This is a genomic window from Delftia sp. ASV31 (assembly GCF_016428765.1).
Lineage (GTDB): Bacteria > Pseudomonadota > Gammaproteobacteria > Burkholderiales > Burkholderiaceae_C > Comamonas > Comamonas acidovorans.
The window spans coordinates 17,893-29,398 of record NZ_JAELTK010000078.1; the positions used below are offsets into that span (position 1 = coordinate 17,893).

Consider the following 11,506-nt stretch of genomic DNA (forward strand, 5'->3'; position numbering starts at 1 on the left):
ACTCAAAATGGGAAAAATCATCGGTATTGACCTGGGCACCACCAACAGCTGCGTGGCCATCATGGACGGCAACACCACGCGCGTGATCGAGAACAGCGAAGGTGCACGCACCACGCCTTCGATCATTGCCTACCAGGAAGACGGCGAGATCCTCGTCGGCGCCTCGGCCAAGCGCCAGGCCGTCACCAACCCCCGCAACACCATCTACGCCGCCAAGCGCCTGATCGGCCGCAAGTTCGACGAGAAGGAAGTGCAAAAGGACATCGACCTGATGCCCTACACCATCTCGCGCGCCGACAACGGCGACGCCTGGGTGGAAGTGCGCGGCCAGAAGCTGGCCCCGCCGCAGATTTCCGCCGAAGTGCTGCGCAAGATGAAGAAGACCGCCGAGGACTACCTGGGCGAGCCCGTGACCGAGGCCGTGATCACCGTGCCCGCGTACTTCAACGACGCCCAGCGCCAGGCCACCAAGGACGCCGGCCGCATCGCCGGCCTGGAAGTCAAGCGCATCATCAACGAACCCACGGCGGCGGCCCTGGCCTTCGGCCTGGACAAGACCGACAAGGGTGACCGCAAGATCGCCGTGTATGACCTGGGCGGCGGCACCTTCGACGTGTCCATCATCGAAATCGCCGATGTGGACGGCGAAAAGCAGTTCGAAGTGCTGTCCACCAACGGCGACACCTTCCTGGGCGGCGAAGACTTCGACCAGCGCATCATCGACTACATCATCACCGAGTTCAAGAAGGAACAGGGCGTTGATCTGGCCAAGGATGTGCTGGCCCTGCAGCGCCTGAAGGAAGCCGCCGAGAAGGCCAAGATCGAGCTGTCGAACTCGGCCCAGACCGACATCAACCTGCCCTACATCACGGCCGATGCCTCGGGCCCCAAGCACCTGAACATCAAGCTGACCCGCTCCAAGCTGGAAAGCCTGGTCGAGGACCTGATCGAGCGCACCATTGCGCCCTGCCGCACGGCCATCAAGGACGCAGGCGTGTCCGTGTCCGACATCGATGACGTCATCCTGGTCGGCGGCATGACCCGCATGCCCAAGGTGCAGGAGAAGGTCAAGGAATTCTTCGGCAAGGACCCCCGCAAGGACGTGAACCCCGACGAAGCCGTGGCCGTGGGCGCCGCCGTGCAGGGCCAGGTTCTGTCGGGCGACCGCAAGGACGTGCTGCTGCTGGACGTGACGCCGCTGTCGCTGGGCATCGAGACGCTGGGTGGCGTGATGACCAAGATGATCACCAAGAACACGACCATCCCGACGAAGTTCGCACAGACCTTCTCCACGGCCGACGACAACCAGCCGGCCGTGACCATCAAGGTGTTCCAGGGCGAGCGCGAAATGGCTTCGGGCAACAAGATGCTGGGCGAGTTCAACCTCGAAGGCATTCCGCCCGCAGCGCGTGGCGTGCCGCAAATCGAAGTGGCCTTTGACATCGACGCCAACGGCATCCTGAACGTGTCCGCCAAGGACAAGGCATCGGGCAAGGAAAACAAGATCACCATCAAGGCGAACTCGGGCCTGTCCGAGGACGAGATCCAGAAGATGGTGAAGGACGCCGAGCTGAACGCAGCCGACGACAAGAAGAAGCTGGAATTGGTCCAGGCCCGCAACCAGGGCGAAGCTGCCGTGCACAGCGTCAAGAAGAGCCTGGGCGAGCATGGCGACAAGCTCGACGCTGGCGAGAAGACCGCCATCGAGAGCGCCGTCAAGGACCTGGAAGAGACCCTCAAGGGCGAGGACAAGGACGCCATCGACGCCAAGACCACGGCGCTGATGACGGCCAGCCAGAAGCTCGGCGAGAAGATGTACGCCGATGCGCAGGCAGCCGGCGGCCCCGAGGCAGCAGCAGCAGCCGCCGCCGCGGCCGGTGCAGCAGGCGCCTCGGCCGGTGCAGCAGCCGCTGACGACAACGTCGTTGACGCCGAAGTCAAGGAAGTCAAGAAGGACTGAACCCAGCGCGTGGTCCCTTGACGACCGCTTGCCGCCGCGCTCGGCCCTGCCAAGGGGCTGACGCGGCGTTCCTGTTCTCACTGACTGGCTAGCAAACACCATGTCCAAACGCGATTTTTACGAGGTCCTCGGCGTTGCCAAGAACGCCTCGGACGACGACATCAAGAAGGCTTATCGCAAGTTGGCGATGAAGTACCACCCTGACCGCAACCAGGGGGATGCCGCACGCGAGGCGGAAGAGAAATTCAAGGAGGCCAAGGAGGCCTACGAGATGCTCTCCGACAGCAACAAGCGCGCGGCCTACGACCAGTACGGCCATGCAGGCGTGGACCCCAACCGCGGAATGGGCGGCGGCGCCGAAGGCTTTGGTGGCTTTGCCGAAGCCTTTGGCGACATCTTTGGCGACATGTTCAACCAGGGTGGCGGCAGACGCGGCGGCGCCGGTGGCGGCCGCCAGGTCTACCGCGGCAACGATCTCAGCTATGCCATGGAGATCACGCTGGAGGAAGCCGCCCACGGCAAGGATGCGCAGATCCGCATCCCCAGCTGGGATGGCTGCGACACCTGCCACGGCAGCGGCGCCAAGCCCGGCACCAGTGCCAAGACCTGCACCACCTGCAACGGCATGGGCAGCGTGCAGATGCGCCAGGGCTTCTTCAGCGTGCAGCAGACCTGCCCGCACTGCCGGGGCACGGGCAAGATCATTCCCGAGCCCTGCACCAGCTGCGGCGGCCAGGGCAAGGTCAAGCGCCAGAAGACACTGGAAGTGAAGATTCCTGCCGGCATCGACGACGGCATGCGCATCCGCTCCTCCGGCAATGGCGAACCCGGCACGAATGGCGGGCCTGCGGGCGATCTCTACATCGAGATCCGCATCAAGGACCACGACATCTTCGAGCGCGACGGCGACGACCTGCACTGCAACGTGCCCGTGAGCTTCATCACGGCGGCGCTCGGCGGCGAGATCGAGGTCCCCACCCTGTCGGGCAAGGCGGCCATCGACATCCCCGAAGGCACCCAGGCCGGCAAGCAGTTCCGCCTGCGCGGCAAGGGCATCAAGGGCGTGCGCTCCAGCTATCCCGGCGACCTGTACTGCCACATCGTGGTCGAGACGCCCGTCAAGCTGACCGAGTACCAGCGCAAGCTGCTGCGCGAGCTGGAGGAATCGCTCAAGAAGGGCGGCGCCAAGCATTCGCCCAGCGGCGAGAGCTGGACCGACAGGCTCAAGAGCTTCTTCAGCTGATGCAGCACTGAGCCCCCAACAAAAACGCCTCTTCCGAGGCGTTTTTCATTGGTGCATGCTCAACAGGACTCAGGGAGCGGGTTTGGCCTTCCAGGCCGCCGCCTGGCGCTCGGTGCGTGCACGCTCGGCCGCGCTCAGCGGCTGGGCCATGCTGTCACGCTTGGCGGTCAGCGAGCTGTCCCTGCCCGCCGCCAGCAGCATCCAGAAATAGGCCTGGGACGGGCTGCGCTCCACGCCCTTGCCCGACGCATAAAGACTGGCGAGATTGGACTGCGCCAGCGCGTCGCCCTGCTGGGCGGCACGCTCCAGCCAGCGCGCGGCCTTCTCGTCGCTGGCGGGCACGCCCTGGCCATTGGCATACAGCACGCCCAGGTTGGACTGGGCTGCGGCATTGCCCTGCTCGGCCGCCTTCTCCAGCCAGTGGGCGGCCTGCGCCATGTCGCGATCGACCACGCCACCCTCGGCATAGAGCATGCCGGCATTGAATTGCGCATCGGCATGGCCCTGGCCTGCCGCCGCCACAAACCAGCGCAGCGCCTGCGCCACGTCCTCGGCCACGCCCCGGCCCGTGGCATACATCACGCCCAGGCTGTACTGGCCGGCCGCTTCGCCTTGCTCGGCCGAGCGCTGGAACCACTGCACGGCCTGCGCGGGGTCCTTGGCGGCTCCGCGCCCCTCGGCCAGCATCAGGCCCAGGTTGTTCTGGGCCACGGCATCGCCCTGCTCGGCAGCCTTGCGATACCACTGCACGGCCTGGGCATCGTCACGCGCCACGCCCCGGCCATTCGCATACATCAACCCCAGCTCGGACTGGGCTGGCGCATAGCCTTGCTGCGCAGACTTCTCATACCACTGGGCCGCCGTCTCGGCACTCAGGGCAACGCCCTGGCCGCGCTTGTACAGCGAACCCAGCGCGTACTGGGCGCTGGCCTCGCCCTGCTCGGCATGCTGGTGCAGCGCTGTGACCTCGGCCGCGCTCAGGCCGGGCTCGCCCTTGGGTGCATGGCCCAGTGCGGCTGCGGCAGTTCCGGCCGCAACGGCCCCTGCCGCCACGCCAGCGGCGGCCTTGGCCGCCGCATTGCGCGTTGGAGAGGGCGCCGACTTGCCCCCGGTCTTGACGGCGGCCTTGCCGGCTGGCCTGGCTGCCGCTTTGGCTGCAGGTCTGGCCGGTGCCTTCGCACCGCTCTTGGCCGTGTTCTTCGCTGGTGGCTGCGGCTTGGCAGACGCCGGGACGGCCATGCAGGACAGGGCTGCGGCCAGCAGCAATGACAGGCCTGCAGGCAGGGCTCGCAGGCCCGTCGGGTATCGATCGTTCATATGCTCTTATTTTTGCAGCAATCCATGCAGGCGACTGGCGCAAAGATTGACAAATTCTTTCAGTATGCAACCGGCGTTCCGACAGGAAAGGCCGACCGCAGCCATCGCCAGGGGACATGACCCCCATCTCCATGAAATCGCACGACATCACCAAAGACATCGCGCTTGAAGATGACAGATCGATGACTTGTGCGAGAAAATCCATCCAACTTCTCCTAATGAGAAGCCTGAACCCCACCACATGAAGAATTCAGAGCGCAGTTTTGCACGGCGCATAGACCTTACCTCCCTGCAGCTGTTCGTGGCTGTCTGCGAACTTGGCAGCATCGGCCGCGCGGCCGAGCGTGAGTTCATTGCAGCCTCGGCGGTGAGCAAGCGCCTGTCCGATCTCGAAGCCACGGTGGACACAGCCCTGCTGTACCGACACAGCCGTGGCGTGACCTTGACGCCGGCCGGCGAAAGCCTGCTGCACCATGCCCGCAACGTGCTGTACGGCCTGGAGCGCATGCAGGGCGAGCTGTCCGAGTACGCCGATGGCGTGCGCGGCCATGTGCGCATCCACGCCAACATGTCTGCCATCGTGCAGTTCCTGCCGGAAGACCTGGGCGTGTTCGCGCGCAAGCACGGCCAGGTCAAGATCGACCTGCAGGAGCAGCTCAGCCCCGCCGTACTGGCTGCCGTACAGGAAGGCACGGCCGACATCGGCATCTGCTCCATGGCGTACATGCCACTGGGCAATGGCCAGGCCACTCCCGTACTGCAGCACCGCCCCTACCGCGAGGATCGCCTGGTCGTCGTGGTGCCCGAGCAGCACGCGCTGGCGCACAGCGACAGCGTGGCCTTTGCCGATGTGCTCGAATGGGACATCGTCAGCCTGCAGGCCGGCTCCTCCATCAGCCTGGCCATGCGTGCGGCCGCCGCACAGGCGGGGCATGCGCTGCACCAGCGCATCCAGGTCACCAGCCTGGATGCCATGTGCCGCATGATCGACAACGGCCTGGGCGTGGGACTGATCCCCGACCGCGCCTTCGAGCTCATGCACGGCGTGGGCCACCTGCGCGCACTGGAGCTCAGCGACGACTGGGCTCGGCGCGAGCTGAGCATCGTGGCGCGTGACTTCGACGCGCTACCCGTCACGGCCCGCCTGCTGGTCGAGCACCTGAGCCCGCCGGCCAGCGCATCCTGAAGGCCACTTGGCCGCTGGATGCCCCCAAAAATTTCCCCACGACACCAACCATTCGAGAACGCCATGGGACGCACCCTCTACGACAAGATCTTCGACGAGCACGTCATCCACACCGAGGATGACGGCACCGCCGTCCTCTACATCGACCGCCACCTGGTGCACGAAGTCACCAGCCCCCAGGCCTTCGAAGGCCTGCGCATGGCCGGCCGCAAGCTGTGGCGCATCAGCTCCGTGGTCGCCACGGCCGACCACAACACCCCCACCGACGGCTGGGAGCGCGGCTATGACGGCATTGCCGACCCCATCAGCAAGGAACAGATCACCACGCTGAACACCAACATCGGCGAGTTCGGCTCTGCGGCCTTCTTCCCCTTCATGGACAAGGGTCAGGGCATCGTCCACGTCATGGGCCCCGAGCAGGGCGCCACCCTGCCCGGCATGACCGTGGTCTGCGGCGACAGCCACACGTCCACGCACGGCGCCTTCGGCGCACTGGCCCACGGCATCGGCACGTCCGAGGTCGAGCACGTGATGGCCACCCAGACCCTGCTGGCCAAGAAGGCCAAGAACATGCTGATCAACGTCAGCGGCAAGGCGGCCCCCGGCATCACGGCCAAGGACATCGTGCTGGCCATCATCGGCAAGATCGGCACGGCCGGCGGCACGGGCTACACCATCGAGTTCGCGGGCGAAGCCATCCGTGACCTGAGCATGGAAGGCCGCATGACGGTATGCAACATGGCCATCGAAGGCGGCGCGCGCGCAGGCCTGGTGGCCGTGGACGACAAGACCATCCAGTACGTCAAGGGCCGCCCGCTTGCCCCCACTGGCGCCGAATGGGATGCCGCCGTCTCCTACTGGAAGACGCTGCACTCCGATGCCGATGCGAAGTTCGACCGCGTGGTCGAGCTGCAGGCCAGCGAGATCGTGCCTCAGGTCACCTGGGGCACCTCGCCCGAGATGGTGCTGGGCGTGGATGCCCGCGTGCCGGACCCCGACAAGGAAAAGGATGCCAGCAAGCGCGGCGCCATCGAACGCGCGCTGACCTACATGGCGCTGGAGCCCGGCAAGGCGATCGACGACATCTTCGTGGACAAGGTCTTCATCGGCTCGTGCACCAACAGCCGCATCGAAGACATGCGCGAGGCCGCCGCCGTGGTCAAGAAGCTGGGCCAGAAGGTGGCGCGCAACATCAAGCTGGCCATGGTCGTGCCCGGCTCCGGACTGGTCAAGGAACAGGCCGAGCGCGAAGGCCTGGACCAGATCTTCAAGGCGGCAGGCTTTGAATGGCGCGAGCCCGGCTGCTCCATGTGCCTGGCCATGAATGCCGACCGCCTGGAGCCCGGCGAGCGCTGCGCCTCCACCAGCAACCGCAACTTCGAAGGCCGCCAGGGCGCGGGCGGACGCACCCACCTGGTGAGCCCCGCCATGGCTGCAGCCGCCGCCATCCACGGCCACTTCGTGGACATCCGCAGGTTCTCCTGATCCGATCCCGCAACTGCCCCGCCTGCACACCATGAAGCCCTCCTTCTCGATCCTCCTGATCGGCCTGGCCTTCACCCTGGCCGCCTGCAATACCGTCAAGGGCATTGGCCAGGACGTGCAAAGCGCGGGCAGCGCCATCGAACGCGCCGCCCGCTGAACCCTGAATCCGATACAGCCATGCAACAATTCACCGTGCACAAGGGCCTTGTCGCCCCAATGGACCGCGAAAACGTCGATACCGACGCCATCATTCCCAAGCAGTTCCTCAAGTCGATCAAGAAGACCGGCTTCGGCGTGAACCTGTTCGACGAATGGCGCTACCTGGACCATGGCGAGCCCGGCCAGGACCCGGCCTCGCGCAAGCCCAACCCCGACTTCGTGCTCAATCAGCCGCGCTATGCGGGCGCCTCCATCCTGGTCGCACGCAAGAACTTCGGCTGCGGCTCCAGCCGCGAGCACGCGCCCTGGGCGCTGGACCAGTACGGCTTTCGCGCCATCCTGGCGCCCAGCTTTGCAGACATCTTCTTCAACAACTGCTTCAAGAACGGCCTGCTGCCCATCGTGCTGCCCGAGGCCACGATCGACACGCTGTTCAACGAGATCGCGGCCTTCCCCGGCTACGAACTGACCATCGATCTGGATCGCCAGGTGATCGTGCGCCCGCAGGGCGAGGAGATCCCTTTCGATGTCATCGCCTTTCGCAAGTTCTGCCTGCTCAACGGCTTTGACGATATCGGCCTGACCCTGCGCCATGCCGACAAGATCCGCGCCTACGAGGCCGAGCGCCTGGCCACCAAGCCCTGGCTGGCCCACACGCTGGTGCAGCGCTGATCGATCTCCACTTGCGCGCATCAATGGGCCGCAGGCGTTGCTGAACCAGCCGCCGGCGGCCTTCCACCATCCGAACAGTCTCTCAAAAGGAACACCATGAAAATCGCAGTCTTGCCCGGTGATGGCATCGGCCCCGAAATCGTTGCGGAAGCCGTGAAGGTGCTGGGCGCCCTGGGCCTGGACTTCGACATGCAGACGGCCCCCGTGGGCGGCGCTGCCTACGAAGCTGCCGGCCACCCGTTGCCCGAATCCACGCTGAAGCTGGCCATGGAGTCCGACGCCGTGCTGTTCGGCGCCGTGGGCGACTGGAAGTACGACACGCTGGACCGCCCGCTGCGCCCCGAGCAGGCCATCCTGGGCCTGCGCAAGCACATGGGCCTGTTCGCCAACTTCCGCCCGGCCATCTGCTATGCGGAACTGACCCACGCCTCCAGCCTCAAGCCTGAGCTGGTCGCGGGCCTGGACATCCTCATCATCCGCGAGCTGACCGGCGACATCTACTTCGGCCAGCCGCGCGGCCGCCGCGTGGCCACCGACGGCCACTTCCCCGGTGCCGAGGAAGCCTTCGACACCATGCGCTACTCCAAGCCCGAGATCGAGCGCATCGCCCATGTCGCCTTCCAGGCCGCGCAAAAGCGCAGCAAGCGCGTGACCAGCGTGGACAAGGCCAACGTGCTGGAAACATTCCAGTTCTGGAAGGACGTGGTCACCGAAGTGGGCCAGCAGTACCCCGATGTGCAACTGGATCACATGTACGTGGACAACGCCGCCATGCAGCTGGTCAAGGAACCCAAGCGCTTTGACGTGGTGGTCACGGGCAACATGTTCGGCGACATCCTGTCCGACGAAGCCTCCATGTTGACCGGCTCCATCGGCATGCTGCCCTCGGCATCGCTCAACTCCAGGGGCCAGGGCCTGTACGAGCCCAGCCACGGCTCGGCCCCCGACATCGCTGGCAAGGGCATTGCCAATCCGCTGGCCACCATCCTGTCGGCCGCGATGATGCTGCGCTTCTCGCTGAACCAGGAAGCCGCCGCCCAGCGCATCGAAGCCGCCGTGCAAAAGGTGCTGGCCCAGGGCCTGCGCACGGCCGACATCTACAGCGAAGGCACGACCAAGGTCTCCACCCGCGAGATGGGCGATGCCGTGGTGGCCGCACTGGCCTGAAGTCCATGACGGCCGCCAGCCTCTCCAGGCTTGCAGCTGTCCCTGTGGCGGGCAGGTGCTGCCCTGCTTCGCCACAACATGGCAAAACGTCAAAATAGACGTTCGGCTTTCGCCGATTCGACGAAGATATTCATCAAAACAGACATTTTCTTTCCTGGCGTATTCGATAGAATGACGTCTCTTATGTTTGCCGCCCGCCCGTTCCTCCTGCTGAACATTGCACCCGCCGCCATGGCTGGTGTGGCTGCGCGCGCAATCACCTCCACAACCATTACGACAATCAAAGGCTGACCCAGCCCGGTTCGTCGTGCGCCCTCACCTGGCCTAGACGAGCCGGGCGACAACAGTCTTGATCAAGCACTGTTTTCACACTGAAAGGGCGTTTCAAAAATGAGCAAGCAATTGGTAGGCCTCGTCGGCTGGCGCGGCATGGTCGGCTCCGTGCTGATGGACCGCATGCAGGCAGAGGGCGACTTCGACCTGATCGAGCCCGTGTTCTTCTCCACTTCCAACGCCGGCGGCAAGGCCCCGGCCATGGCGAAGACCCACACCGAGCTGCGCAATGCCAACGACATTGCAGAGCTGTCCAAGTGCGACATCATCATCACCTGCCAGGGCGGCGACTACACCAAGGAAGTCTTCCCCCAGCTGCGCGCCTCGGGCTGGAACGGCCACTGGATCGATGCCGCCTCGTCGCTGCGCATGGAAGGCGATGCCGTCATCGTGCTCGACCCCGTCAATGAAGGGCTGATCCAGTCCAAGCTCGCCGCGGGCGGCAAGAACTGGATTGGCGGCAACTGCACCAACTCCATCTTGCTGATGGGCCTGGGCGGCCTGTTCAAGGCCGGTCTCGTGGAATGGGTCAGCTCCATGACCTACCAGGCAGCCTCCGGTGGCGGCGCCAACCACATGCGCGAACTGCTCAAGGGCATGGGCGTGGTGCACGCCGCCGTGGCCGACGAACTGGCCACGCCCGCATCCGCCATCCTGGACATCGACCGCAAGGTGGCCCAGACCATCCGCACCGACGTGCCCACCGAATTCTTCGGCGCGCCGCTGGCCGGTGGCCTGATCCCCTGGATCGATGCGCAGCTGGACAACGGCCAGTCCAAGGAAGAGTGGAAGGGCCAGGCCGAGGTCAACAAGATCCTGGGCACCGAGCAGACCATCCCTGTCGATGGCCTGTGCGTGCGCATCGGTGCCATGCGCTGCCACAGCCTGGCGCTGACCCTCAAGCTCAAGAAGGACCTGCCCCTGCAAGAGTTGGAAGCCATCATCAAGTCCGGCAACCCCTGGGTGAAGTGGGTTCCCAACGACCGCGCCATCACCGTCAAGGAACTGACCCCTGCCGCCATCACCGGCGGCCTGGAAGTCGGCGTGGGCCGCGTGCGCAAGCTGAACATGGGCCCCGAGTACCTGTCGGCCTTCGTGATCGGTGACCAGCTGCTGTGGGGCGCCGCCGAGCCGCTGCGCCGCATGCTGCGCATCCTGCTCGCCGCCTGAGCATCGCCGGCTTGAGCCAACACAAAAAGCGCCATGTCCCGGGCCGGGACATGGCGCTTTTTTCGGCTTTAAGCCCTGGGCAATTGGGCACAATGCCCAGGTCTCTTGTCCATTGGCTGTAGGTGGTTGCCTACAATCACCAAAGATACATTGTGTTTCTCCTCGTTGCCGTTCGACAACAACTATTGGCGTTCACCGGCAACCAGACGCTTGCGATCCTATAGCGTGGCCGACAATGCGACCCAAGCACCCTGGTAGATGGCGTGCCATCTATCCCCGGGTAAATTTCAATTACATGTGCAAGCGCGGGCATTCCCACAATAACAATAGTGCCTGCCCAATTGCATCCACACAGGTTTGACGCTTTATGCATCGTTGGAAACTCTCTGTGCTGGCCACTGCGGCCGTCGTCTCGGTCGCACTGCCCGCCTCCGAGGCCTGGGCGCTGGCTCTGGGCCGGGTGAACGTGCAATCGGCCCTGGGCGAGCCCCTGCGTGCCGAAGTCGAAATCCCCCAGATCACCGCCGCTGAAGCCGAAGGCTTGCGCGTGGGCGTGGCCTCTCCCGGCGTCTTCCGCACCCAGGGCATGGAGTACAACGCCACCGCCAGCCAGGTGCGCGTCAGCGTGCAGCGCCGCGCGGATGGCTCGGCCGTGCTGCGCCTCACAAGCACACAGCCCGTCAACGAACCCTTTGTCGATCTGGTGATCGACGCCAGTTGGGCCTCGGGCAACCTGCAGCGCAACTACACCCTGCTGCTGGATCCGCCCAACCTGCAAAAGCTCCCGCCTGCCGTGACGGCTGCAGCCCAGGCC

Annotated in this window: 11 protein-coding genes; 10 read left to right on the forward strand and 1 reads right to left on the reverse strand. The window is 65.0% G+C overall.

Features of this window, described 5'->3' with window-relative positions:
- Nucleotides 1-7: 7 nt before the first annotated feature.
- Both dnaK and dnaJ read left to right on the forward strand, forming a co-directional pair.
- A complete protein-coding gene (gene dnaK, locus JHD82_RS22855) occupies nt 8-1,960 on the forward strand; it encodes a molecular chaperone DnaK (RefSeq protein ID WP_199138945.1) in 1,953 nt (650 codons plus the stop codon).
- Nucleotides 1,961-2,060: 100 nt separating this feature from the next.
- On the forward strand, nt 2,061-3,203 hold the full coding sequence (gene dnaJ, locus JHD82_RS22860) for a molecular chaperone DnaJ (RefSeq protein WP_012207031.1): 1,143 nt from the start codon (nt 2,061-2,063) through the stop codon (nt 3,201-3,203).
- Nucleotides 3,204-3,272: 69 nt separating this feature from the next.
- Here dnaJ and JHD82_RS22865 read toward each other — a convergent pair whose 3' ends face one another.
- On the reverse strand, nt 3,273-4,520 hold the full coding sequence (locus tag JHD82_RS22865) for an SEL1-like repeat protein (protein WP_199138947.1): 1,248 nt from the start codon (nt 4,518-4,520) through the stop codon (nt 3,273-3,275).
- 241 nt (nt 4,521-4,761) lie between these two features.
- On the opposite strand from JHD82_RS22865, the gene JHD82_RS22870 reads away from it, so the two are divergent.
- From JHD82_RS22870 to JHD82_RS22905, 8 genes are all read left to right on the forward strand, one after another.
- Nucleotides 4,762-5,706 (forward strand): LysR substrate-binding domain-containing protein, encoded by a 945-nt coding sequence (locus JHD82_RS22870; protein WP_012207033.1) that lies wholly within the window; start codon nt 4,762-4,764, stop codon nt 5,704-5,706.
- 63 nt (nt 5,707-5,769) lie between these two features.
- A complete protein-coding gene (gene leuC / locus JHD82_RS22875; protein WP_034396655.1) occupies nt 5,770-7,191 on the forward strand; it encodes a 3-isopropylmalate dehydratase large subunit in 1,422 nt (473 codons plus the stop codon).
- Nucleotides 7,192-7,222: 31 nt separating this feature from the next.
- The gene (locus JHD82_RS22880; protein WP_012207035.1) at nt 7,223-7,348 is read left to right on the forward strand and encodes an entericidin A/B family lipoprotein; all 126 of its coding nucleotides are present in this window, start codon (nt 7,223-7,225) and stop codon (nt 7,346-7,348) included.
- Nucleotides 7,349-7,368: 20 nt separating this feature from the next.
- Nucleotides 7,369-8,022 (forward strand): 3-isopropylmalate dehydratase small subunit, encoded by a 654-nt coding sequence (gene leuD / locus JHD82_RS22885; RefSeq protein WP_197944077.1) that lies wholly within the window; start codon nt 7,369-7,371, stop codon nt 8,020-8,022.
- Nucleotides 8,023-8,118: 96 nt separating this feature from the next.
- Nucleotides 8,119-9,189, forward strand: coding sequence for a 3-isopropylmalate dehydrogenase (leuB, locus tag JHD82_RS22890; RefSeq protein ID WP_012207037.1), 1,071 nt, complete (start codon nt 8,119-8,121; stop codon nt 9,187-9,189).
- Nucleotides 9,190-9,219: 30 nt separating this feature from the next.
- Complete coding sequence (locus JHD82_RS22895) at nt 9,220-9,480, forward strand: hypothetical protein (RefSeq protein WP_199138949.1); 261 nt, start codon at nt 9,220-9,222, stop codon at nt 9,478-9,480.
- Nucleotides 9,481-9,579: 99 nt separating this feature from the next.
- Complete coding sequence (gene asd / locus JHD82_RS22900; protein ID WP_012207038.1) at nt 9,580-10,692, forward strand: aspartate-semialdehyde dehydrogenase; 1,113 nt, start codon at nt 9,580-9,582, stop codon at nt 10,690-10,692.
- A 367-nt stretch (nt 10,693-11,059) separates the two neighbouring features.
- Nucleotides 11,060-11,506 (forward strand): FimV family protein (locus tag JHD82_RS22905; RefSeq protein WP_374191660.1); only part of this gene is annotated, 447 nt, incomplete at its 3' end.

Bases quoted from the DNA above. Each gene is read 5' to 3' on its own strand.
- dnaK (WP_199138945.1), top strand. From the start codon at position 8: ATGGGAAAAATCATCGGTATTGACCTGGGCACCACCAACAGCTGCGTG.
- dnaJ (WP_012207031.1), top strand. From the start codon at position 2,061: ATGTCCAAACGCGATTTTTACGAGGTCCTCGGCGTTGCCAAGAACGCC.
- JHD82_RS22865 (WP_199138947.1), bottom strand. From the start codon at position 4,520: ATGAACGATCGATACCCGACGGGCCTGCGAGCCCTGCCTGCAGGCCTG.
- JHD82_RS22870 (WP_012207033.1), top strand. From the start codon at position 4,762: ATGAAGAATTCAGAGCGCAGTTTTGCACGGCGCATAGACCTTACCTCC.
- leuC (WP_034396655.1), top strand. From the start codon at position 5,770: ATGGGACGCACCCTCTACGACAAGATCTTCGACGAGCACGTCATCCAC.
- JHD82_RS22880 (WP_012207035.1), top strand. From the start codon at position 7,223: ATGAAGCCCTCCTTCTCGATCCTCCTGATCGGCCTGGCCTTCACCCTG.
- leuD (WP_197944077.1), top strand. From the start codon at position 7,369: ATGCAACAATTCACCGTGCACAAGGGCCTTGTCGCCCCAATGGACCGC.
- leuB (WP_012207037.1), top strand. From the start codon at position 8,119: ATGAAAATCGCAGTCTTGCCCGGTGATGGCATCGGCCCCGAAATCGTT.
- asd (WP_012207038.1), top strand. From the start codon at position 9,580: ATGAGCAAGCAATTGGTAGGCCTCGTCGGCTGGCGCGGCATGGTCGGC.